The organism is Pseudomonas sp. P1_C12 (assembly GCF_056406435.1).
Genome location: NZ_JBFUAE010000001.1, coordinates 213,325 through 235,750, shown reverse-complemented (window position 1 = coordinate 235,750; position 22,426 = coordinate 213,325). Strand labels below are relative to the sequence as shown.

Below are 22,426 nucleotides of genomic sequence, written 5' to 3'. Positions count from 1 at the left end.
CTGCATGGCAAGGATGAAGCAGGCACTCCGGTGCTTGCGGTCGAATTGCGAGTGGGAGCTGACGTCCATTGTCGCTCCGGATCGCGTTACAGCGCTTTGCTGACGCTGATTTCGCTGATGACGTCGTCCTGTCCATGAATGGCATCCAGCGCCGCTTTGGCTTCTTCTGCGGTACCGTTTTCAAGCTGGGCAAACTCGAAGCGGCGCTCACCGTTGAGTTTGTATTTGATGACGTACTTGGTCGTTTGGGCCACGGTTGTATCTGCCTGTCTTGTGTTTCGGGTTCGCTGATCAGCTCAGTTTCGTGCTGGAACGGCGAATGATTTTGATCGAGTGGGTCAGGGTGGGTTTGCGCGTCACGCTGATAGCGCGGCGGTTGACGGTGTCGATCGTGATGTTCCAGAAACCGGTGCTAGGAGCGGTGATGCGGGCCGGAAACGTGTCGAATGCGCCGCCGTGATAGGTGTGACGACCGCCATTCTTGAAGCTGCGGAAGTTGGCGTCGTTCATCAAGCGGATGTTGCACATTTGGGAGCATTGAATGACGACAATGTCGTCTTCATTGAGGTGCTCGCGCTGATGGATAAATTTCATGAGGCGCCTCCAGAAGGGCTTTTTCTACAAAATCAAAACGATAGCATGGGCGATTGGCGCAGTTTATCAGCCCGAAGGGCTTATTATCCGGCCACTTTGACAATTAAAAACGCTAATTTCACGTTTGATGAGCGATAAAGCAGTTTGTCTCGGAGAAAAAACGCATCTGCGCTGTCCGAGCCTCTTTATCGGAGGTTTTGTATGAAGTGGGGTTTTTTGGTTCTTTCGCTGGCGGTATTGGTGAGTGGTTGTGCGAACGTCTCGGAAATCAACGAGTCGCTGCCGACCATGAACGTGATTTCTGGCAAGAAACCCCATGAATATGCGCAATGCCTGAGCGAAAAACTGGCCGACAGTCGTGGCGCCTTGCAAATCGAGCCGCACAAGGATGGGTTGCGTGTCATCGTGCCACTCAAGTATTCCTCGGGCCCGTCTGCCGTATTCGACATTGAAGAGCGTTCGGGTGGCAGCAGCATCAAGCTGCACGAGAGCATGTCCAATGTCCCGGTGCGTCCAATGGACGTACAGAATGCTGCCAACGAGTGCATTTCCGGCTGATAGACTGTCGACGATCAGCACCGATGCCGCCAAAGCCATGCTTTGGCGGCATCGTCATTTCTGGAGTCGAACATGAAGCGAGAGCAGGTCCGGGAGCGCCATGCAGAGGGTTTAATCTCTGCCACTCATGTGATTCAGAATCCGGCGGAGCTGGGGGAATGGATCGTGTTTTTCAAGAAAAGCGCCGGGCGCAGCTATTTCCTGGTGGATGACAATGATGAAGTCGAGTCTTTCAGTCGCCTTGATGATTTGATCGATACCGTGCGTGGACTTGGGATCAAGTTCGCCGAAATTCATCTGTAGGGCCGAGCGCCTTCTTTGCAGACCACCACGACACTGCGGCTCTTGTAGTTGCCGATATCGGCGCCGAGGGTCTTGTCGCTCTCCTTGAGCGAGGGCGTGCCATCGGTTCCGACAATCTTGTAGCCGGTGCCGGCACAGGACGCATCGGCCTTTTCGTAGCACGCAGCCCAGGAATTGGCTTCCCCGGAGCAATCAATCGATAGGCCTTGTTCTCCGTTGCCCAGGTAGGTTTCTTTCGACGTTGCGCAGCCGCTCAGGGCCAATACCGCTAGCAAAGGCAAAATTTTGTTCATGGCTTGATCATCATCAGGGGAGGGGCTAAGGCTGAGACAGCGCCGCAGGCAAAAGGTTATAGCCAAACGCCACGTTATTGCATGCATTCATAAAAAAGCCCTGCGCAATGGCAGGGCTATTCGCATTGGACGTCGATCAGCTATTGTCCTTGCCACGTCGCTTGGGCTCCGGGTGCTCAAGCTCCAGCACCGAGGCCACTTCGATTGCCAGGGCTTCGGAAGGGAAAGGTCCGGCGATATTTTCACCGGCGACACTGGCTACCCACCATTGACCGTCTTTCACCTGATTGATCAGGAATCCGTTGACGCTTTTTACTGCCGACATCTATTTGCCTCGTTGTCTGGTTCAATCGCGCCATGATACCGCCAAACGCACTCAACGGGTGCCGAAGGGCGTATGGTGCTTCGTTCCTGGCGGTTGAAAGCCGTGCAATTGCGCAAGTCTCTGCTATGCATAAGGGCTTGCGCAGGGAACTATCGGCCAGTTTATTTCTCTATGTTGGCATCGGTTAGCCAGCGCGGGGGCATTGTAAGGTGCACGCCGCCTGATTAGACTGCGCCGAAACTCGTACACGCACAGCCCTTACAAGGACTTATATGATCAAGAAATGCTTGTTCCCAGCAGCCGGCTACGGCACTCGCTTCCTGCCAGCGACTAAAGCCATGCCCAAAGAAATGCTGCCGGTGGTGAACAAGCCACTGATCCAGTACGGCGTTGAAGAAGCACTGGACGCTGGCTTGAACGAAATCTCCATCGTCACCGGTCGCGGCAAGCGCGCCCTGGAAGACCACTTCGACATCAGCTACGAGCTGGAAAACCAGATCAAGGGCACCGACAAGGAAAAATACCTGGTCGGCATCCGCCGCCTGTTGGATGAGTGCTCGTTCTCCTACACTCGCCAGACTGAAATGAAAGGTTTGGGTCACGCGATCCTGACCGGTCGTCCACTGATCGGCGACGAGCCGTTCGCCGTGGTGTTGGCGGACGACCTGTGCGTCAACCTGGAAGGTGACGGCGTACTGAAGCAGATGGTCAAGCTGTACAAGCAGTATCGCTGCACCATCGTCGCGATCATGGAAGTCGACCCGCAAGAAACCAGCAAGTACGGTGTGATTGCCGGCGACCTGATTGGTGACGACCTGTACCGCGTGCGCAACATGGTCGAGAAGCCAAAGCCGGAAGATGCCCCGTCGAACCTGGCGATCATCGGTCGCTACATCATGACGCCGGACATCTTCAGCCTGATCGAACAAACCGATCCAGGCAAAGGTGGCGAGATCCAGATCACTGACGCCTTGATGAAACAGGCGCAGGATGGTTGCGTGATTGCCTACAAGTTCAAGGGCAAGCGTTTCGACTGCGGTGGCGCCGAAGGCTACATCGACGCAACCAACTTCTGCTTCGAGAACTTCTACAAGACGGGCAAGGCGTACTGATAGCCAGCAACCTGTTTGTATTGAAAAGCCACCTTCGGGTGGCTTTTTCATTTTCCGGCCTCATATCGTGTGCAGCGCTTGCCCCACAAATGTCTGCGGGTATGCTGGTCACCTGCCGAGGAGATTGAAAATGGCCTACGATTTTGACCTTTATGTGATTGGTGCCGGTTCCGGCGGTGTACGGGCTGCACGCTTTGCCGCCGGGTTCGGCGCGAAAGTGGCCGTGGCCGAGAGCCGCTACCTGGGCGGGACCTGTGTGAATGTCGGCTGCGTGCCGAAAAAATTGCTGGTCTACGGTGCGCACTTCGCCGAAGACTTCGAGCAGGCTTCCGGTTTTGGCTGGAGCCTGGATGAAGCGCAGTTCGACTGGGCGGCGCTGATCGCCAACAAGGACCGCGAGATCAATCGCCTCAATGGCATTTATCGCAACCTGCTGGTTAACAGCGGCGTGACCTTGCATGAAGGTCACGCCAGGATCGTCGATCCACATCAGGTCGAGATCAATGGCGAGCGCTTTACCGCCAAAAACATCCTGATCGCTACCGGCGGCTGGCCGCAGATTCCGGAGATTCCGGGGCACGAGCATGCCATCAGTTCCAACCAGGCATTCTTCCTTAAAGAGTTGCCCAAGCGAGTGTTGGTGGTGGGTGGTGGCTACATTGCGGTCGAGTTCGCCGGGATCTTCCACGGGCTGGGCGCCGAGACCACGTTGCTGTATCGCGGCGAACTGTTCCTGCGCGGCTTCGACGGTTCCGTGCGCAAGCATTTGCAGGAAGAGTTGACCAAGCGCGGCATGGATCTGCAATTCAACGCGGACATCGAGCGCATCGATAAACAGGCCGATGGTAGCCTGAAAGTCACGCTCAAGGATGGTCGCCAACTGGAAGCCGATTGCGTGTTCTACGCCACGGGTCGTCGTCCGATGCTGGACAATCTCGGGCTGGAAAACACGGGGGTCAAACTCGACAGGAAAGGCTTCGTCGAGGTCGATGAGCTGTATCAAACCGCCGAGCCGTCGATCCTGGCGCTGGGTGATGTGATTGGTCGTGTTCAGCTGACTCCGGTGGCGCTGGCTGAAGGCATGGCGGTTGCACGGCGCCTGTTCAAGCCAGAGCAGTATCGTCCGGTGGATTACAAGATGATCCCGACGGCGGTGTTCAGCCTGCCGAACATCGGCACCGTCGGTTTGACCGAGGAAGAGGCCCGCGAAGCCGGCCACGAGGTGCAGATCTTCGAAAGCCGCTTCCGGCCGATGAAGCTGACCCTGACCGAATGCCATGAGCGCACGCTGATGAAGCTGGTGGTGGACGCCAGGACCGACAAGGTCTTGGGTTGCCATATGGTCGGCCCGGACGCCGGTGAAATCGTCCAGGGCCTGGCGATTGCCTTGAAGGCCGGCGCCACCAAGCGCGACTTCGACGAAACCATCGGGGTGCATCCGACGGCCGCCGAAGAGTTCGTCACCATGCGTACGCCGGTCGCCGGTTAATTGTCCTTCGCTGCGTCTGCCGCTGCCGCAAGGGTCGCGGCCAGACGTACGCGTTCTTCCAGATCCGCCCGGGTCTTGGCCAGATCCATTTCCAGTGACCTATTGAGCTGCGACTGCTCATCGACGTTCTGTTTGAGTGCCTGGCTTTCCAGCAGGGCAACGCGCAGGCGTTCCTGGAGGAGGGTGCGCTCGCCGTCGACGCGGGTGGCCTGTTCCAGCAACTGATCCTGACGGCTATTGCTTTGCTTGAGCTGTTCTTGCAGCAGGCTCAGCTCTCGCAATGTGCCGCGGTTTTCAGTCAGCAAGCGTTCATTGTCACGGTGCAATTGGGTGATTTCATCCTGGCGTACCAGTGCGCTTTGTTGTGCCTGGCGCAGTTCCATCTGTAGCTGTTGCACCTGGCCTTCATGGCGACTCATTTCCTGTTCGCGCTGTTCCTTGACCGCATTGCGGTAGTGCTCCAGCGCGTCGCGAGTGTGCAGGTGTTTTTCTTCAAGGGAGCGGATCTGCTCGTCCTTGTCCTTCAGGCGCAGTTCGAAATCGGCCAGCGCCTGGTTCAGTCCTGCGTTGCGGGTTTGCTCCGTTTGCAGAATGGCGCGGGTTTCGTGCAGGGCCTCGGACTCCTGAGTCAGCGCCAGGCTCTGAAATTCGTATTGCTGGTGCAGTTCGCTGTTGGCTTCTTGGGCTTCGCCGAGCTGGTTTTCCAGCGCTTTGCGTTGTTCTTCGTACTGCGTGCGCGCCTGATCGATAGGTTCTTGCGCCTGCTCCTTGAGCCGTTGCGCGAGCCGCGCCACCAGCGCCATCAGTTCGTCGTCAATCGGCTCTGTCGGCGCTTCGACAGGTTCAACCCTGTCATCGAGCTCCTTGAGGTAGCGATGAATTGTGGTTTTCGAGCCGGTATTGCCCATCTCGATGCGTACGGCATCGATGCTGGGGTTTTCGCCGCGGGCGAGGATCGCCAACCGAGCGGCTTGAACCACCGCTTTATTTACACCGCCGCGTGCCATGAGATCTCCCAGGTTTTTGTGATGTGGTACGTACCACGTAAATACACATTGTACCATTCAATGAGCAAAGTTAAATACTGGATGCTGTTAACACGGGATATACTGGTATTACCCCGTGTGATACGCCAAGTACCGGTTTTTGACCCGTCAAAGCGGTATGAATTCAAGAGTTGACCCCATGACCGAGCTGGATCGTTACCTGCAGGCTGCGACACGCGACAACACTCGCCGCAGCTATCGCGCGGCCATCGAACACTTTGAGGTGACATGGGGTGGTTTTCTGCCGGCCACCGGCGACAGCGTGGCGCGGTATCTGGTGGCGCATGCCGGGGTGTTATCGATCAATACGCTCAAGTTGCGGCTTTCGGCGCTGGCGCAGTGGCACAACAGTCAGGGCTTTGCCGATCCCACCAAGGCGCCGGTGGTGCGCAAAGTATTCAAGGGTATTCGTGCGCTGCACCCGGCCCAGGAAAAACAAGCCGAACCCTTGCAGCTTCGGCATCTGGAACAGGTGGTCAGTTGTCTGGAGCTAGAAGTGCAAACCGCCAGGGCCGCAGGCGACCGGCCGGGTTTGCTGCGGGCCAGGCGCGACATGGCGTTGATTCTGCTGGGCTTCTGGCGCGGCTTTCGCAGTGATGAGTTGTGCCGGATTCAGGTTGAACACGTGCAGGCCAGCGCCGGTTCCGGCATCAGTCTCTATCTGCCGCGCAGCAAGAGTGATCGCGACAACCTCGGCAAGACCTATCAGACGCCGGCCTTGCAACGCTTGTGTCCGGTGCAGGCTTATATCGACTGGATTACCGAGGCGGCACTGGTACGTGGGCCGGTGTTCCGTGGTATCGACCGTTGGGGGCATTTGGGTGAGGAGGGATTGCACGCCAATAGCGTGATTCCGTTATTGCGTCAGGCGTTGGCGCGGGCGGGTATCGCCGGCGAGCTTTACACCAGTCACTCCTTGCGCCGTGGCTTTGCGACCTGGGCGCATCAAAGTGGCTGGGATTTGAAGTCGCTGATGAGCTATGTAGGCTGGAAAGACATGAAGTCAGCCATGCGTTACATCGAAGCCAGTCCGTTCCTCGGCATGGCGCGCATCACAGAAAAGCCCGTGTCACCCTAGATACCGTTTTCTTCTATTAATACAGCTGGCTAATAGCGAAAGCCAATCAGCAGCATCAGGTTTGCCAATGAGCCTTCCGTTCGTCGAGTGGGTAAAGTTCTCTCCATCAACTTCTTAACCCCTGACGGAGAGTCAACGATGCCTATCATCAACAGCCAAGTTAAACCGTTCAAAGCTGACGCATTCAAAAATGGCGACTTCGTGAAAGTCTCGGACGCTGACCTGAAAGGAAAGTGGTCTGTGGTGTTCTTCTACCCGGCCGACTTCACCTTCGTCTGCCCGACCGAGCTGGAAGACCTGGCCGACAACTACGACGCGTTCCAGAAGCTGGGCGTCGAGATCTACAGCGTTTCTACCGACACCCATTTTGCCCACGCTGCCTGGCACAACACTTCGCCAGCCATCGGCAAGATCCAGTACACCATGATCGGCGACCCGACCCACGTCATCTCCCGCAACTTCGACGTGCTGATCGAAGAAGCCGGTCTGGCTGACCGTGGCACCTTCGTGATCAACCCTGAAGGCCAGATCAAGATCGTTGAACTGAACGATGGCGGTGTAGGTCGTGACGCTTCCGAGCTGCTGCGCAAGATCAAGGCAGCCCAGTACGTCGCTGCTCACCCAGGCCAGGTTTGCCCAGCCAAGTGGAAAGAAGGTGAGGCCACTCTGGCACCGTCCCTGGACCTGGTCGGCAAGATCTAAGTCTGTGACGCGCTTCATCAGGGCGGACTTCCGCACCTTCTAAGCAAGCTGCACCGCCCAATAAAAACGCCCGGGCGAGATTCGCTCGGGCGTTTTTTTGTCTCAAGAATTCAAGGAAATCGCCCGTATGTTGGACACCAATCTTAAAGCCCAGTTGAAATCGTACCTGGAACGGGTCACCCAGCCGATCGAGATCGTTGCATCCCTCGACGACGGTGCGAAATCCCAGGAAATGCTCGAACTGTTGAAAGACGTTGCCAGTCTTTCCACCCGGATTACTTTGCTCGACAACGGTGATGATGCACGCAAGCCGTCGTTCTCGATCAATCGCCCCGGGGCCGATATCAGCCTGCGTTTCGCCGGCATCCCGATGGGCCATGAATTCACCTCCTTGGTGCTGGCCTTGCTGCAAGTCGGCGGTCACCCGCCCAAAGCCAGTGCCGAAGTGATCGAACAGATTCGTTCGCTCAAAGGCGAGTTCAATTTCGAGACCTACTTCTCGCTGTCCTGCCAGAACTGCCCGGACGTGGTCCAGGCGCTGAACCTGATGGCGGTACTGAACCCGAACATTCGCCACGTCGCCATCGACGGCGCGCTGTTCCAGGCTGAAGTTGATGAGCGCCAGATCATGGCGGTGCCAAGTATCTACCTCAATGGTGTGAACTTCGGCCAGGGCCGCATGGGCCTGGAAGAAATCCTCGCCAAAATCGACACCAGCGGCATCGAACGCCAGGCCGAGAAAATCAGTGCCAAGGATGCCTTTGATGTGCTGGTGGTCGGCGGTGGCCCGGCCGGCGCCTCGGCGGCAATCTACGCGGCCCGTAAAGGCATTCGCACCGGTGTCGCGGCCGAACGTTTTGGTGGGCAGGTGCTCGACACCATGGCCATCGAAAACTTCATTTCCGTGCAGGAAACCGAAGGGCCGAAACTGGCCGTGGCGCTGGAAGAGCACGTCAAGCAGTACGACGTGGACATCATGAATCTGCAACGTGCAGACAAATTGATCACTGGCAAAGAAGGTGAGTTGCACGAAGTCCACTTCGCCAGCGGCGCGAAGCTAAAGGCCAAGACCGTGATCCTCGCAACCGGCGCACGGTGGCGTGAAATGAACGTGCCGGGCGAGCAGCAATACCGCAACAAAGGCGTGGCGTACTGCCCGCACTGCGACGGTCCGCTGTTCAAGGGCAAGCGCGTGGCAGTGATTGGCGGCGGCAACTCCGGCGTCGAAGCGGCCATCGACCTGGCTGGTATCGTGTCCCATGTCACGCTGCTGGAGTTCGATGTGCAGTTGCGTGCCGATGCGGTGTTGCAGCGCAAGTTGCACAGCCTGCCGAACGTCACCGTGATCACCAGTGCTCAAACCACTGAAGTCACCGGCGACGGTCAGAAGGTCAACGGCCTGCGCTACAAGGATCGTCAGAGCGACGAGTTGCGCAGTGTGGAACTGGAAGGAATCTTTGTGCAGATCGGTCTGCTGCCCAACACCGATTGGCTCAAAGGCACCATTGAGTTGTCACCCCGTGGCGAGATCATCGTCGATGCCCGCGGTGAAACGTCGGTGCGGGGTGTGTTCGCCGCCGGCGATGTGACCACCGTGCCATACAAGCAAATCGTGATCGCAGTGGGCGAGGGCGCCAAGGCTTCCCTGAGTGCCTTCGATCACTTGATCCGCACTTCCGCCCCGGCATAAATCCTGGCGCTGAAAATAAAAAAAACCCATGAGTGATCATGGGGTTTTTTATGGATCAAAAGATCGCAGCCTGCGATCTTTTGTTTTTGCTTTACAGCGGTGCCGGCTGAATGATCTCGACCCAGTAGGCGTCCGGGTCCTTGATGAACGCCAGGCTCTTCATACGACCATCGCTCAAGCGTTTCTGGAAATCGCAGCCCAGTTCTTCAAAGCGCTCGCACGCGGCGACGATGTCCGGTACCGAGATGCAGATATGGCCGAAACCGCGGGGGTCGGTGTTGCCATTATGGTAGGCGAAATCCGGATCGTTCTCGGTGCCATGGTTGTGGGTCAGCTCCAGGATGCCGGGGATCGATTTCATCCACTCGGTGCGCGCGACGGCATCGGCCGGGATCTGGTTTTTGTCGACCAGCGCCAGGAAATACAGACTGAACTCGGCTTCCGGGAAGTCGCGTTTTTCCACCAGCGTAAAGCCCAGAATGCGTGTGTAGAAATCCAGGGACTTGGTGATGTCCTTGACCCGCAGCATGGTGTGGTTGAAGACAAACTTCTGCGTGGCGGCGTCCGGTTGGGCGGTGACGCCGGGGAAGGTGTTCAATTCGTGCAGGCTCATGGGCCCTCCGGGAAATATGTGGGCTAACGAATGGCGACAATGATACGCAAGGGCTCGGACATCACCAAACCCAAACAGTCGGCTATTGCCTGACAGCCGGCCTGGGCCCAGACTTTACGGCTTGATCCGTGAGTGCCCATTGCAATGATTCGATTCCGTAACGTGCTGTTCATCTTGCTAAGCGTGCTTTCGCTGGCTGGCGTTGCCCGCGCCGATGCGCCAGTAGTGACCTGGCCGGAAGGCTGGCAGGTCGAAGTCGTGCCTGAATCGGCGTCTGGGGTCAGTCGCCAGCGGGCGGTAAAAAATGATCAGAATGGATCGCCGCTCATGGTAATGGAACTGACCATGAGCCCGGTGCAAAGCGATCACCAGGTAAACCTCGAAGGCGTATTGCTGGAGATGCGCAAGTCGGTTCAAAAAGACTTCTTTCAGGGCGGGTATCAAAGTGTTTGCACGCGCATTCATTCGACTACGTTGAGTCGATTGGCCGCGTTGGAAACAACCTGCACCATCACGCAAAACGGCAGGCATGTGCTTTCTCAAACATTGGTGGCCGCGGTGGATGCCGATAAGGCCTATGTTCTTTCCTACGCCGGGCAGGCTGAGGCTTATAAGGCGAGCCAGGATGAAATAGACGCTGCCCGAAACAGCTTGAAACTTTAGTAAGCGACAGTGCTTTTTCGATGCATGAAGAAAATTTTAGATATCCAAATGGATTAAGCACAAAGTTGGTGGCAGTCAGGTAGTTGGCTGGTGTCCGCACCGGGCATTTAGATAGCCCATAAAAAAAGCCCTGCATGAGCAGGGCTTTTTTGTCGCCGCGAGAGTTAGCCGCGCAGCCACGAATCAACGGTGGCTGCACCGTACTGTTCTTTCCAGGCTTTCAGGCCGCGGTGGTTGCCGCCCTTGGTTTCAATCAGCTCGCCGGTGTGCGGGTTCTGATAAACCTTGACCACACGGGCGCGGCGGGTTTTAGGTGCTGCTGCCTGCTGCAGGCCGGATTTTGCCGGGTTGGGGTCGAGAATGGCGATGATGTCGCGCAGGCTCTTGCCATAGGTTTTCATCAAGCCCTGGAGCTTTTCTTCGAATTCAATTTCTTTCTTGAGCCCGGCATCGTTCTTCAAGGACTCCAGCTGCTTGAGCTGTTCTTGAAGAGCCTTTTCGGCTGCACGGAATTCAGCGAGTCTGGACAATATCTTTACTCCAATAGTGTGTTTGGCTGATACCAACCGCAAACAAAGCTATAAGCCAAGAGCCTTGAAGCGACTCGGTGATAGTGGCTCACCTGCCAATTTAGCACAGGCATGTAAAATTGTAGTAGTTAATTGGCCAAGAGTAAATCCTGTCTTTTTTTTCATGTAGCGGCAGTAGTGTTTTGATTCAAACTGGTGCGTGTGGTCGTTGTTTTATCGGTTAAATCCGCTAGTTAATGGTTGCTTAATGCACTAATGAACTCCGCGCCGGGCATGGGTTTGCCGAACAGATAACCTTGCAGGAAGTTGACCTGATGAGCGCTCAGGTAATCACTCTGTTCACGGGTTTCGACACCTTCGGCCACCAGGGCAAGGTCGAGCTTGGCCGCCAGCTCGATGATGCTGTCCAGGATGTGGCTGGAGAGTGTGTCGATGCCGATCATGGCGACAAAGCTCTGGTCGATTTTCAGGAAGTCCACATTGAACTGCCGCAGGTAGCCAAGGCTCGAGTGGCCCGTGCCGAAGTCGTCGATGGCGATTTTCACGCCTAGTTCGCGAAGTTGCTCCAATAGTTGCAGGGTGATGGCCGTGGGCACGATCAGTTCACGTTCGGTCAGTTCCAGCACCAGATGGATCGAGCCCGGCTCGAACGCATCGAGAAACTCGCGACAATCCTTGACCAGCTCCAGGTCCTGACAATGGCTGGCGGTGATATTGATGCCAATGTGAAACGGCTTGTTGAATCTGGCGGAGTGCGGGGCGAGCAGGGCGGCGGTTTGTCGCATCAGCGAGCGGGTCATTGGTACGATCAGCCCGGAGTGCTCGGCAAACGGGATGAACAGGTCCGGACGCACCAGACCTTCCTTCGGATGTTTCCAGCGCATCAGCACTTCCGCGCCGGACCAGTTTTTGCTGTCGCCATGCACCACGGGCTGGAAATACGGAATGAACTCTTGAGCTTCCAGTGCCCGCTGCATTTCCTGGGTGGGTGCCGATGAGCGTTTTTGCAGGAAGTGACCGATTGACCCGGCAATCACGCCGAAGAAAATCAGCAAGCTGAACAGTGGTGGATATTCACTGCTCATGTATCGCCAGGTTTCGCCTTTGGGAAAGCCGGCTTCCACGGCAAACGCATAGTGCCGGGAGGCCAATCGACTTTGCGCAACGGGCAGGTCAGGCGCGGCGCCCCTGTGAACCTTGCCGTCGGCGGCTATCCAGTCCGGGCCTACTTGCAGCAAGAGCAAGGTCTTGCGGCCGATCAAACGCAGAATATGACTCAAGTGATGACCATAGAGGGTCGTCAGTGCACCTTTTTTTCCTTCGCTCAGGCGGTACACCAGCAAGGCGGTGTCGGGCGTTGCCGGATTGCCGTTCATGAGCCATAAGGCGCCCTGGGTGTAGTCACCGGGGTTGACCTTCTCCTGGTAGTCGCCGAACAGAGAGCTGCAATAGAGGTTGTTGTTCCACACCAGATTGGTTGAACTCACGAATGGGCGGCGAGTGACCTGCTCGCGCAGGGCCAGACTGACGTCACCGCAACTTTGGCCCGCCAGTGGCAGCAGTTCGCGAGCGGCCTGGGCGCTGTTGTCGAGCATCAAGTCGAACTGGCGAATCGCTTCTTCGGCGGTTTGTTCGGCGCCTTGTTTGAGCGCACGCCCTGCTTGCATGTAAAGAATTGCGGCCCCCAGCAGCACCGGGAGCAATCCACTGATCAGGGTGACAGCCATTTTTGTGCTGCGACTGCGGGTTTTGGCTTTCAGCGGCATTCGCGAATCCTGTCACGAAGAAGTAAGGCTCTCAAACGCTGGCAGGGCAAAACGCCTCCCATGGAGAGTTCGGGTGCGGTCCATGATAGTTGGCCCTTGGCGGTTATGCCGCTCAACGCAAGTCAAGGCTTTCGGCCAGCTTGATGAAGGCCAGTGTCGCGGGTGATGCCTGGCGTCGATCGAGCACCGCCAGGCCGACCTGGCGCAATACCGCCGGCGACAGCGGTTTTTTCACACAGCGGCGGTCAATTTGATTGGGCAATGAACCTTCGGCAACTACCGTCACCCCGTCGCCACGAGCGACGACATCCAGGGTACTCATCAACTGCGAGCAGCGATAACGGATGTTGGGCGTCAGTCGGGCCGCCGTGAACAGGCGTGAAACCAGCTCCGAAGAACCGGCCTCGGTCAGCACAAACGGGAAATCGCACAGGTCCTTCAGGTTCAGGCTGTCGTGAACCGCCAGCGGGTGGTCGGCGGGCAGTAGCGCGACCATCTGGTCTTCGATCAACGCGACCGTGTCGAAACGCTCCTCGGGCAACACAACAAAGCCGATGTCGATCCGTCGTTCCTCTAGCCACTGGAGCACCTGGCGGTCGGGGCCTTCGTCGGTATGCACCTCTATGCCGGGATGGGCGGCGCGGTACTGCTGCAGAATCAACGGCAGCAATTTGATCGATGAGGTCGGGCCGAAGGAGCCGATGCGCAGCGTGCCGCGTTTCATGCCCCTCGCGTCGGCCGCTTCCTGGCGCAGGGTGTTGGCCAGGCCGAGCATCGTTCGGGCGCGCAGCAACAACTGCTGGCCAATGTCGCTCAACTCGACCCGGGATTGATGGCGGCGCAACAGCTCGACACCCAACTCCAGTTCCAGGGACTTCAAGGCATGGGACACCGCCGATTGGGAAATACCCAGGCGATTGGCTGCTGCCGTGAAGCCTTGGAGTTCGGCCACGAGGGAGAAAATCTCCAGTTGAGTGAGGGTCATGAGTGTTTGCTCATTTTACGATGACTGGGTATTAGTCAAATGATACGTCATCTCTCCAATATCCGGTCCTGGAATCTAATGACGATCTGCGAGCAAGCGCTGTCAAAACCCTCGGATCTGCCGGTGTATCTGAAACTGGCGGCGGTCACCATGGTGTGGGGTGGCACCTTCGTTGCCGGACGCTATCTGGCCGATAGCCTCAACCCACTGCTGGCGGCCAGCCTGCGGTTTCTACTGGCCAGCGTGGCGTTGCTGATGTTTGTGCGCATGGCGCGGATACCGATGGTTCGGCCTAGCGCCCGGCAATGGCTGCAATTGCTTTTGCTTGGCTTTTTCGGGATTTTTTTTTACAACCTGTGCTTCTTTTACGGCCTGCACTACATCAATGCTTCACGGGCATCCTTGATCGTGGCACTGAATCCGGCCGTGATCGGGCTGGCCTCCTGGCTGCTGTTCAAGGAGCGTTTGAACAAGGCAAAAGTCGTGGGTATTGCGATCTGCATGGCGGGCGCCAGCATGGTGATCATCAGTCGCAACCCGCAATTATTGGCCGGCGGTGCCGACGCCTGGCTCGGCGATCTGCTGATTTTTGGCTGTGTCCTCGGCTGGGGAGTCTACTCGCTGTTCTCCAGAGAGCTGAACCAGACCCTGGGACCGGTGCAAACAGTGACCTATTCGATTTTGCTCGGCACCGGCATGCTCTGGATGACTAGCATCGTCCGCGGCGAGGTGAGTGTCGCCGCGATCAGCCAGCTGGGTGCGCAGCAATGGTTGAGCCTTTTGTACCTGGGCGTGCTGGGTTCGGCGCTGGCCTATATCGGCTATTACGAAGGCATCCGCAAAATCGGCGCGACGCGTTCCGGGGTGTTCATTGCCTTGAACCCACTGACGGCGGTAGTCCTTGGCGCGCTGCTGCTGGGTGAGCCGCTGACGCTGGCCATGTGTCTGGGCGGCGGGCTGATTCTGGCGGGGATTTTCCTGTGCAATAAACCCCTTGCACGAGCAGGGAAAAAGGGGATTTGATACAGAAGGCGGACAAATTGATTTACGCTGTGTAGAATCGGTTTACGCATACAATAATAATCGTCTTCTGGCAGCAGAAGCCTCGCCCGCAAGAGCCTTGGGTCGACAATGAAGATATTCGGGTTTCAACTGATCTACGGTGACTTTCTCGCCCGCAGTGTGCGGGGCATCTCCTGTGCGCCACCCGCCAGTCTCAGCATTGCTTACAACTAACCTTTGTTAATTGATAAAAAAATGATGAGGCGCCGACCATGGCAGATCTATACGAAAACCCAATGGGCCTGATGGGCTTTGAATTCATCGAGCTCGCATCGCCGACCCCGAACACCCTGGAGCCGATCTTCGAGATCATGGGCTTCACCAAGGTGGCGACCCACCGTTCCAAGGACGTGCACCTGTATCGCCAGGGCGCGATCAACCTGATCCTCAACAACGAACCCCACAGCGTGGCCTCGTACTTCGCGGCCGAGCACGGTCCGTCGGTGTGCGGCATGGCGTTTCGCGTCAAGGATTCGCAAAAGGCCTACAAGCGCGCCCTGGAACTCGGCGCCCAGCCGATCCACATTGAAACCGGCCCGATGGAGCTGAACCTGCCGGCGATCAAAGGCATCGGTGGCGCGCCGCTGTACCTGATCGACCGTTTCGGCGAGGGCAGTTCGATCTACGACATCGATTTCGTGTTCATCGAAGGCGTGGACCGTCACCCGGTTGGCGCCGGCCTGAAAATCATCGATCACCTGACCCACAACGTGTATCGCGGTCGCATGGCCTACTGGGCCAACTTCTACGAGAAGCTGTTCAACTTCCGCGAAATCCGTTACTTCGACATCAAGGGTGAATACACCGGCCTGACCTCCAAGGCCATGACCGCACCCGATGGCATGATCCGCATTCCGTTGAACGAAGAATCGTCCAAGGGCGCCGGGCAGATCGAAGAGTTCCTGATGCAGTTCAACGGCGAAGGCATCCAGCACGTTGCGTTCCTGTCCGATGACTTGATCAAGACCTGGGACCACCTGAAAAGCATCGGCATGCGCTTCATGACCGCGCCGCCGGAGACCTACTACGAGATGCTCGAAGGCCGTCTGCCGAACCACGGCGAGCCGGTCGGTGAACTGCAAGCGCGGGGCATTTTGCTGGACGGTTCGTCCGAGTCGGGCGACAAGCGCCTGCTGTTGCAGATCTTCTCGGAAACCCTGATGGGGCCGGTGTTCTTCGAATTCATCCAGCGCAAGGGCGACGATGGTTTCGGCGAAGGCAACTTCAAGGCACTGTTCGAATCCATCGAGCGTGACCAGGTGCGTCGTGGTGTTCTCTCCACGGACTAAACCGTAGCGGTTGTAAAAAAGCCCGATCAGATGATCGGGCTTTTTTCTTTCAGCTACATCGGTTTGCGCCTGTGCCGCGTCAGATGCTTGAACCCTTCAAACACCAGCACCAGCACGGCCATCCAGATCGGGATGTAGGTCAGCCATTCGCCGGCCTTGATGCTCTCTCCCAACAGCAGCGCCACGCCCAGCAGCAACACCGGTTCGACGTAGCTCAACAGGCCGAACAGGCTGAACGGCAGCAGGCGACTGGCAATGATGTAGACCACCAGCGCCGACGCGCTGATCACGCCGAGCAGCGGGATCAACAGCGACAACCAGGGATGCTGGTCAAACACACCGAAACCTTGCGCGCCGCTCTGAACGAACCAGAACGCCACCGGCAGCGTCAATGCCATGTCCAGCCATAACCCGCCGAGGTTGTCCGCCGCCAGCCGTTTGCGCAGGATGAAGTAGGTCGGATAGCCAATGCAGACCAGCAAGGTCGCCCAGGAAAAACCACCGACCCGATATACCTCGTTGATCACGCCCAGGCAGGCGAATACCACGGCAACTTTTTGCAGGTAGGACAGGCGTTCGCCGTAGGCGATCCGCCCGGTCAAGACCATGGTCAGCGGCAACAGGAAATAGCCGAGTGACACGTCGAGGCTGTAGCCGTTCAGCGGCGCCCACATGAACAGCCACAATTGCACGCCGAGCAGGGCAGAGGAGGCGATCAGCGCGCCCATCAGTTTCGGGTTGGCAATGGCGCGTCGAACGATCTCCAGCACGCGCTTCCACTCCCCGGACACCGCCATGAACACGGTCATGCACGGGACGGTCAGCAGCATGCGCCAACCGAAGATTTCCACGCCGCTCAAGGGGGTGAGCAGCGACGTGTAGTAATACATGACGGCAAACAGCACCGAGGCTGAAACCGATAGAGCGATACCTTTAGACAAGCTGTCCTCGCAAGGTTGAAGGTGAAACGGGGGCGGAGGATACGTGGTTTTTGCGGTGATTACTGACCAACTGATCAACACTCGCCTCCGTAGGAGCTGGCTTGCCAGTGAAAGCGGTCTTCCAGTCAGCGAAGGGTTGTCTGAGATGGCGCCTTCGCTGGCAAGCCAGCTCCTACGGAGGGTGCGGTTTTATCAGTTGGTGTGCGGTGTACGCCCCGACACAAAATGGCTCATATCATTGAACCCCGGTGTCGACGCATGCCCCGGCGTCACCAGCGAATCGATGAACGCCTCATCCTCGGCCGTGATCTTCACCGCTTGCGCCTTAGTGTAGGCGTCCCACTGCGCTTCGGTACGCGGCCCGACAATGGCCGAGGTCACGGCGCTGTTGTTCAGCACCCAGGCAATCGCGAACTCGACGATGCCGACGCCGCGTTCCTGGGTGTATTGCTGGATTTGCTGAGCGATACGCAGGGATTCGACGCGCCATTCTGTTTCCAGGATGCGTTTATCCTGACGTCCGGCACGGCTGTCGGCGTCCGGTTTCACATCAGGCGCGTATTTGCCGCTGAGCACCCCGCGCGCCAGCGGGCTGTAAGGCACCACGCCCAGACCGTAGTTTTGCGCCGCCGTGATCTGCTCGGATTCAGCCTGGCGGTTGACGATGTTGTACAGTGGCTGGCTGATCACCGGCCGGTCAACGCCAAGTTTGTCGGCCACGCGAATGACTTCGGCGATGCGCCAGCCACGGTAGTTCGACAGGCCCCAATAGCGGATTTTGCCTTGGCGAATCAAGTCGCCGATGGCCGAGATCGTGACTTCCAGCGGCGTGTTGTGGTCTTCGCGATGCAGGTAATAGATGTCGAGGTAATCGGTGCCCAGGCGCGTCAGGCTGGCATCGATGCCGTTGAACAGGTGTTTTCGGCTCAGGCCGCTGCGGTTGGGGACGCCGTCCACGGGGCCGAAGCCGACCTTGGTCGCCAGCACCCATTCATGGCGGCGGCTGGCGATGGCTTCGCCGACGATCTCTTCGGAACGGCCGTTGGTGTAGACGTCGGCGGTGTCGATGAAATTGATGCCCTGGTCCCAGGCCTTGTCGATGATTCGCAGGGAATCTTCGGCGTTGGTCTGTTCGCCGAACATCATGGTGCCCAGGGTCAGGGTGGACACTTGCAGACCCGAATGACCCAGCGTGCGGTAGCTCATGAGCAAATCCTTTTACCAGTGGGAAAGGCTCAATCAGATACCAAAATTGTTGGACATGGCAAACGAAAAAGATCGCAGCCTGCGGCTGCTCCTACAGGCTGCATGTCATTGCTGTGTAGGAGCTGCCGCAGGCTGCGATCTTTTGATCTTCGCTGCTTAGGCGCGCAGCGTGCGGGTCATGCGCAACGCCAACAGACTGCCGCAGACAATCACGCCCGCCAGCAGATATAGCGCCGCATCGGTCGAACCGGTGCTGTCCTTGACCCAACCCACCAGGTACGGGCTGAGGAAGCCGGCCATCTGTCCCATCGAGTTGATCAGCGCCAGGCCGCCAGCCGCGGCGCCGGCACTGAGCAGGGCCGTCGGCACCGGCCAGAACATCGGCAGGCCGGTGAGGGCGCCCATGGTGGCGATGGTCAGACCGAGAATCGCGATGGCCGGGTTGGCGGCGAAGTTCACCGCAATCAGCAGTCCCAGCGCGGCCATCAACATCGGCACTACCAAATGCCAGCGGCGTTCTTTGCGCAGGTCCGCCGAACGGCCGACCATCAGCATGAAAACGGCGGCCAGCAGGTACGGAATCGCGCTCAACCAACCGATTACCAGGTTGTCGCTGAAGCCCAGGTTCTTGATGATCGACGGCAACCAGAAGTTGATCGCGTAGACGCCACTCTGGATGCAGAAGTAGATCAGGCCGAAGGCCCAGATCGCCGGGTTCTTGAATACCGCCAGCAGCGAATCGGACGTGCTTTTCGGTTTGTTGGCCAGATCGATAGCGTGGTCGGCTTCCAGTACCGAACGCTCGAACGGGGTCAGCCACTTGGCGTTGGCGTAGCTGTCGCTGAGCATGAAATAAGCCAGTGCACCGAGGATCACGGTCGGAATGCCTTGCAGCAGGAACATCCACTGCCAGCCGGCCAGACCGCCCTGGCCGGCGCCGAAGTGGTTGAGAATCCAGCCGGAGAACGGACTGCCGAGCAGGCCGGATACCGGGATCGCCGACATGAACAGCGCCATGATGCGGCCACGGCGGAAGGTCGGGAACCACTGCGAGAGATACAGCACTACGCCCGGGAAGAACCCGGCTTCGGCCGCGCCGGTGAACAGGCGCAGGGTATAGAACTCGGTCGGCGTGGTGACGAACAGCAGGCAGGTCGACAGGCTTCCCCAGGTGATCATCATCAGCGCAATCCAGCGCCGCGGGCCGAATTTGGTCAGCGCCAGGTTGCTTGGCACACCGCACAGCACGTAACCGATAAAGAAAATGCCTGCGCCGAGACCGTACACGGTCTCGCTGAACTTCAGCGCGTCGAGCATCTGCAGTTTGGCAAACCCAACGTTGACCCGGTCGAGGTAGTTGAACAGGTAGCAGATGAAAATGAAGGGGATCAAACGCAGGGTGATGCGCTTGTAGACGGCGTTTTTGTCGTCAGCGATGGCGTCGGACGCTACGGCGCTCTGTGTCATGGCGGCTCTCTCTTTATTATGATTTTTTGCGATGCAAAGGGTAACGTTGATCGCCAAGAGAGTCTCGACCACCCTCAGGGTGGCTGTCTTTGTGCCTGAGCACAGGGTTTGCAACCAAGGCCTGTGCGGGTGAACAACCCGTTCCATCACCGTCTTCAAGGATCACTTGCATGTTCGAACTCGATCACGACCTGGCCCAGGACATCGTCGACCGGGCGATGGCTATCCTGCCGTACAACGTCAACGTCATGGACAGCCAGGGCTTGATCCTGGGCAGCGGCGAGCCGGAGCGGGTCAACACCCGGCATGAAGGCGCGCAACTGGTGCTGGCCAACGGTCGCGTGGTGGAGATCGATGCGCAGACGGCGATTCATCTCAAGGGCGTGCAGCCGGGCATCAACCTGCCGCTGATGCTGGACCAGCGCCTGATCGGCGTGCTGGGCATCACCGGCGAACCCGAGCAACTGCGCACCTACGCCGAGCTGGTGCGCATGACCGCCGAGATGCTGGTGGGCCAGCGTAACCAGCAGGCCGAACAGCAATGGCGGCGCCAGCGCTGCGATGATCTGCTGGCGCTGCTGCTGAGCGAAGCCGGGGATGCTCCGCGACTGGTCGATGAAGCGCAGCAGTTGGGCCTCAAGCCACAAATGACCCGGGTGCCGTACTTGTTCGAGCTCGGCCTGGAACACGCTCCAGGGCAAACCGTCGAGGCACTCAGTGCCTGGTTGACCAGCCGTCACCCCGACAGTTGGTGCGTGAGCTCGGCCAAAACTTCATTGCTCTGGTGCCGGCCGGCCAGCCAGTCGGTCGAGAACGCGCGCTTGCTGGACAAGCTCGATGGCCTTGGCTGGAACATCCTGCGTATCGCCGTGGGTGGGCAAGCCGACGGTCTGGCAGGGTTGCGCCGCTGCTATCGTCGGGTCGGTGACTTGCTGGCCTATGGACGCGAAGTGCTGCCGCGCTCCCGATTGCTGACGCTGAACCGCTATCGGCTGCCGGTGATGCTCTGGCGCCATCGCAACGACGACGCCCTCGACGAACTGCTCAACCCACTGCGCAAGGTCATTGCCAAGGACAGTAACGGTCAGTTGCTCGCGACCCTGCGCAGCTGGTGCGAACACGATGGCCAGAGCCAGGCTTGCGCCGATGCGTTGGGCATCCATCGCAACAGCCTGCGTTACCGGATGGAGCGGATTGCCGAACTGAGCGGGGTTGATCCGTTGCGCCTGGACGGCATGCTGGCGTTGTATCTGGGCGTGCAACTCCTCCCGCAAACCGACGCAGGCCCCCTGTAGGAGCTGCCGAAGGCTGCGATCTTTTGATTTTAAAAAGCAGGATCAAAAGATCGCAGCCTTCGGCAGCTCCTACAGGGGAGGTGTGAATGCCGGTTTTGTGGAAATGAACAATAATCCTCATCGCCGCTTGTGCAGCGGACCGGCGTTATTGTTCAAGGCGGCTGGCAGCATGTGGACATTGGAACTGGAGAATTCCCATGAAAATCGTGATCGCCCCCGATTCGTTCAAGGACAGCCTCAGCGCTCAAGGCGTGGTCGACGCCATTGCATTGGGATTGGCGCAAGTCTGGCCTGATGCCCAGCTGATCAAATGCCCGATGGCCGACGGCGGGGAAGGGACTGTCGAGTCGATTCTTGCCGCATGTGAAGGCGAACAGCGCCGCACCGTGGTTCGCGGGCCACTGGGAACAACGGTGGATGCCGCCTGGGGCTGGTTGCCGCAGAGCCACACCGCGATCATCGAAATGGCCGAGGCCAGCGGTTTGCAGTTGGTCCCGGTGGCGCAACGGGATGCGTGCATCAGTAGCACCTTCGGTACCGGGCAATTGATCCGCGCCGCACTGGATGCCGGTGCGCAACGGGTGATCCTGGCGATTGGCGGCAGTGCGACCAATGACGGCGGTGCCGGTGCCATGCAGGCCCTGGGTGTGAAACTGCTGGACGCCCGGGGGCAGACGTTGTCACCGGGCGGCCTCGCCCTTGCGCAATTGGCCCGCGTCGACCTGAGCGACATGGATCCGCGTCTGGCACAGGTACGCTTCGACATTGCCGCCGACGTCAACAACCCGTTGTGCGGCCCCCACGGCGCTTCGGCGATTTTCGGCCCGCAAAAAGGTGCCTCGCCGGCGCAGGTCGAGCAACTGGACCTGGCGCTGGGGCACTTTGCCGACCATTGCGCGACAGCCTTGAACATCGACGTTCGGGACGAGCCGGGCAGTGGCGCGGCGGGTGGCCTGGGGTTTGCCGCCAAAGCGTTTCTGGGCGCGCAGTTCAAGGCCGGGGTCGAGGTGGTCGCCGAACTCGTGGGCCTGGCCGAGGCGGTTGCAGGTGCCGATCTGGTGATCACCGGGGAAGGGCGTTTCGATGCGCAAACCCTGCGCGGCAAGACGCCGTTTGGTGTGGCGCGTGTCGCCAGCCAGCAAGGCGTGCCGGTCATCGTCATCGCCGGCACTCTGGGCGACGGTTATCAGGCGCTCTATGAGCACGGCATCGATGCTGCGTTTGCCCTGGCGAGCGGGCCGATGACCCTGGACCAGGCCTGTGCCGAGGCGCCGCGCTTGCTGCGTGAGCGGGCGACCGATATCGCTCGCGTATGGCGGATGGCCGTTCGCAAGCACTGACTCATCCATGTTTTGAACGCCATGGTGGCGCGCTTCGTGATTTGAGATAGGGTTGTGGCTGGGAGCACCCGCGCGACAG

General features: G+C 58.5%; 24 protein-coding genes. 12 read left to right on the top strand and 12 right to left on the bottom strand.

The genetic code is table 11. The features are described 5' to 3' along the window. Nucleotides 1-86: 86 nt before the first annotated feature. Both AC1D19_RS01085 and AC1D19_RS01080 read right to left on the bottom strand, forming a co-directional pair. Nucleotides 87-254 carry a hypothetical protein gene (locus tag AC1D19_RS01085; protein ID WP_007985513.1) on the bottom strand — a complete coding sequence of 56 codons (168 nt, stop codon included), beginning with the start codon at nucleotides 252-254 and terminating at the stop codon, nucleotides 87-89. A gap of 37 nt (nucleotides 255-291) precedes the next feature. Continuing rightward, nucleotides 292-594 (bottom strand): DUF1883 domain-containing protein, encoded by a 303-nt coding sequence (locus AC1D19_RS01080; RefSeq protein WP_007912251.1) that lies wholly within the window; start codon nucleotides 592-594, stop codon nucleotides 292-294. A 201-nt stretch (nucleotides 595-795) separates the two neighbouring features. On the opposite strand from AC1D19_RS01080, the gene AC1D19_RS01075 reads away from it, so the two are divergent. Together AC1D19_RS01075 and AC1D19_RS01070 are read left to right on the top strand one after the other, a co-directional pair. Continuing rightward, the gene (locus AC1D19_RS01075) at nucleotides 796-1,152 is read left to right on the top strand and encodes a hypothetical protein (protein WP_218430727.1); all 357 of its coding nucleotides are present in this window, start codon (nucleotides 796-798) and stop codon (nucleotides 1,150-1,152) included. A 72-nt stretch (nucleotides 1,153-1,224) separates the two neighbouring features. After that, on the top strand, nucleotides 1,225-1,455 hold the full coding sequence (locus AC1D19_RS01070) for a hypothetical protein (RefSeq protein ID WP_046038394.1): 231 nt from the start codon (nucleotides 1,225-1,227) through the stop codon (nucleotides 1,453-1,455). On the opposite strand, the gene AC1D19_RS01065 is transcribed toward AC1D19_RS01070, so the two are convergent. Continuing rightward, entirely contained in the window at nucleotides 1,446-1,748 is a 303-nt protein-coding gene (locus tag AC1D19_RS01065) for a hypothetical protein (protein ID WP_477762038.1), read from the bottom strand. The two genes, AC1D19_RS01070 and AC1D19_RS01065, sit on opposite strands and share 10 nt — an antisense overlap. Nucleotides 1,749-1,884: 136 nt before the next feature. Then, on the bottom strand, nucleotides 1,885-2,073 hold the full coding sequence (locus AC1D19_RS01060) for a hypothetical protein (protein ID WP_477756506.1): 189 nt from the start codon (nucleotides 2,071-2,073) through the stop codon (nucleotides 1,885-1,887). 272 nt (nucleotides 2,074-2,345) lie between these two features. On the opposite strand from AC1D19_RS01060, the gene galU reads away from it, so the two are divergent. Both galU and gorA read left to right on the top strand, forming a co-directional pair. Next, nucleotides 2,346-3,185 carry a UTP--glucose-1-phosphate uridylyltransferase GalU gene (galU, locus tag AC1D19_RS01055; protein ID WP_093220174.1) on the top strand — a complete coding sequence of 280 codons (840 nt, stop codon included), beginning with the start codon at nucleotides 2,346-2,348 and terminating at the stop codon, nucleotides 3,183-3,185. A 130-nt stretch (nucleotides 3,186-3,315) separates the two neighbouring features. Then, nucleotides 3,316-4,674 carry a glutathione-disulfide reductase gene (gene gorA, locus AC1D19_RS01050; RefSeq protein WP_477762037.1) on the top strand — a complete coding sequence of 453 codons (1,359 nt, stop codon included), beginning with the start codon at nucleotides 3,316-3,318 and terminating at the stop codon, nucleotides 4,672-4,674. On the opposite strand, the gene AC1D19_RS01045 is transcribed toward gorA, so the two are convergent. Beyond that, nucleotides 4,671-5,681: a DNA-binding protein gene (locus AC1D19_RS01045; RefSeq protein WP_477762036.1), complete on the bottom strand. Its 1,011-nt coding sequence runs from the start codon at nucleotides 5,679-5,681 to the stop codon at nucleotides 4,671-4,673. The two genes, gorA and AC1D19_RS01045, sit on opposite strands and share 4 nt — an antisense overlap. A gap of 178 nt (nucleotides 5,682-5,859) precedes the next feature. Here AC1D19_RS01045 and AC1D19_RS01040 point away from each other — a divergent pair, with 178 nt between their 5' ends. The 3 genes from AC1D19_RS01040 (at nucleotide 5,860) to ahpF (ending at nucleotide 9,190) form a co-directional block, all read left to right on the top strand. Further along, complete coding sequence (locus tag AC1D19_RS01040) at nucleotides 5,860-6,798, top strand: site-specific integrase (RefSeq protein WP_477762035.1); 939 nt, start codon at nucleotides 5,860-5,862, stop codon at nucleotides 6,796-6,798. A gap of 138 nt (nucleotides 6,799-6,936) precedes the next feature. Continuing rightward, complete coding sequence (gene ahpC, locus AC1D19_RS01035; RefSeq protein ID WP_085725808.1) at nucleotides 6,937-7,500, top strand: alkyl hydroperoxide reductase subunit C; 564 nt, start codon at nucleotides 6,937-6,939, stop codon at nucleotides 7,498-7,500. A 127-nt stretch (nucleotides 7,501-7,627) separates the two neighbouring features. Next, the gene (gene ahpF / locus AC1D19_RS01030) at nucleotides 7,628-9,190 is read left to right on the top strand and encodes an alkyl hydroperoxide reductase subunit F (RefSeq protein ID WP_477762034.1); all 1,563 of its coding nucleotides are present in this window, start codon (nucleotides 7,628-7,630) and stop codon (nucleotides 9,188-9,190) included. Between the two features lie 91 nt (nucleotides 9,191-9,281). On the opposite strand, the gene gloA is transcribed toward ahpF, so the two are convergent. Continuing rightward, the gene (gene gloA, locus AC1D19_RS01025) at nucleotides 9,282-9,803 is read right to left on the bottom strand and encodes a lactoylglutathione lyase (protein ID WP_477762033.1); all 522 of its coding nucleotides are present in this window, start codon (nucleotides 9,801-9,803) and stop codon (nucleotides 9,282-9,284) included. Nucleotides 9,804-9,947: 144 nt separating this feature from the next. On the opposite strand from gloA, the gene AC1D19_RS01020 reads away from it, so the two are divergent. Further along, entirely contained in the window at nucleotides 9,948-10,466 is a 519-nt protein-coding gene (locus AC1D19_RS01020; RefSeq protein WP_477755299.1) for a DUF4946 domain-containing protein, read from the top strand. A 164-nt stretch (nucleotides 10,467-10,630) separates the two neighbouring features. Here the strand turns inward: AC1D19_RS01020 and AC1D19_RS01015 are convergent, their stop codons facing one another. From AC1D19_RS01015 to AC1D19_RS01005, 3 genes are all read right to left on the bottom strand, one after another. Further along, a complete protein-coding gene (locus AC1D19_RS01015; RefSeq protein WP_008075430.1) occupies nucleotides 10,631-10,996 on the bottom strand; it encodes a histone-like nucleoid-structuring protein, MvaT/MvaU family in 366 nt (121 codons plus the stop codon). Nucleotides 10,997-11,229: 233 nt separating this feature from the next. After that, the gene (locus tag AC1D19_RS01010) at nucleotides 11,230-12,762 is read right to left on the bottom strand and encodes an EAL domain-containing protein (RefSeq protein ID WP_477762032.1); all 1,533 of its coding nucleotides are present in this window, start codon (nucleotides 12,760-12,762) and stop codon (nucleotides 11,230-11,232) included. Between the two features lie 112 nt (nucleotides 12,763-12,874). Beyond that, nucleotides 12,875-13,747 (bottom strand): LysR family transcriptional regulator, encoded by an 873-nt coding sequence (locus tag AC1D19_RS01005; RefSeq protein WP_477762031.1) that lies wholly within the window; start codon nucleotides 13,745-13,747, stop codon nucleotides 12,875-12,877. A 78-nt stretch (nucleotides 13,748-13,825) separates the two neighbouring features. Here AC1D19_RS01005 and AC1D19_RS01000 point away from each other — a divergent pair, with 78 nt between their 5' ends. Both AC1D19_RS01000 and hppD read left to right on the top strand, forming a co-directional pair. Further along, nucleotides 13,826-14,770 (top strand): DMT family transporter, encoded by a 945-nt coding sequence (locus AC1D19_RS01000; protein ID WP_477762030.1) that lies wholly within the window; start codon nucleotides 13,826-13,828, stop codon nucleotides 14,768-14,770. A gap of 251 nt (nucleotides 14,771-15,021) precedes the next feature. Beyond that, entirely contained in the window at nucleotides 15,022-16,098 is a 1,077-nt protein-coding gene (hppD, locus tag AC1D19_RS00995) for a 4-hydroxyphenylpyruvate dioxygenase (RefSeq protein WP_095966635.1), read from the top strand. A gap of 53 nt (nucleotides 16,099-16,151) precedes the next feature. Here the strand turns inward: hppD and rarD are convergent, their stop codons facing one another. From rarD to AC1D19_RS00980, 3 genes are all read right to left on the bottom strand, one after another. After that, the gene (gene rarD / locus AC1D19_RS00990; protein WP_477762029.1) at nucleotides 16,152-17,039 is read right to left on the bottom strand and encodes an EamA family transporter RarD; all 888 of its coding nucleotides are present in this window, start codon (nucleotides 17,037-17,039) and stop codon (nucleotides 16,152-16,154) included. A 192-nt stretch (nucleotides 17,040-17,231) separates the two neighbouring features. Next, nucleotides 17,232-18,245 (bottom strand): aldo/keto reductase, encoded by a 1,014-nt coding sequence (locus tag AC1D19_RS00985; RefSeq protein ID WP_477762028.1) that lies wholly within the window; start codon nucleotides 18,243-18,245, stop codon nucleotides 17,232-17,234. A 156-nt stretch (nucleotides 18,246-18,401) separates the two neighbouring features. Further along, nucleotides 18,402-19,712: an MFS transporter gene (locus AC1D19_RS00980; protein WP_477760642.1), complete on the bottom strand. Its 1,311-nt coding sequence runs from the start codon at nucleotides 19,710-19,712 to the stop codon at nucleotides 18,402-18,404. Nucleotides 19,713-19,882: 170 nt separating this feature from the next. Between AC1D19_RS00980 and AC1D19_RS00975 the strand changes: the two genes are divergently transcribed. Both AC1D19_RS00975 and AC1D19_RS00970 read left to right on the top strand, forming a co-directional pair. Next, complete coding sequence (locus tag AC1D19_RS00975) at nucleotides 19,883-21,007, top strand: sugar diacid recognition domain-containing protein (protein ID WP_477762027.1); 1,125 nt, start codon at nucleotides 19,883-19,885, stop codon at nucleotides 21,005-21,007. A gap of 197 nt (nucleotides 21,008-21,204) precedes the next feature. Continuing rightward, nucleotides 21,205-22,347 (top strand): glycerate kinase, encoded by a 1,143-nt coding sequence (locus AC1D19_RS00970; RefSeq protein ID WP_477762026.1) that lies wholly within the window; start codon nucleotides 21,205-21,207, stop codon nucleotides 22,345-22,347. Nucleotides 22,348-22,426 lie beyond the last annotated feature (79 nt).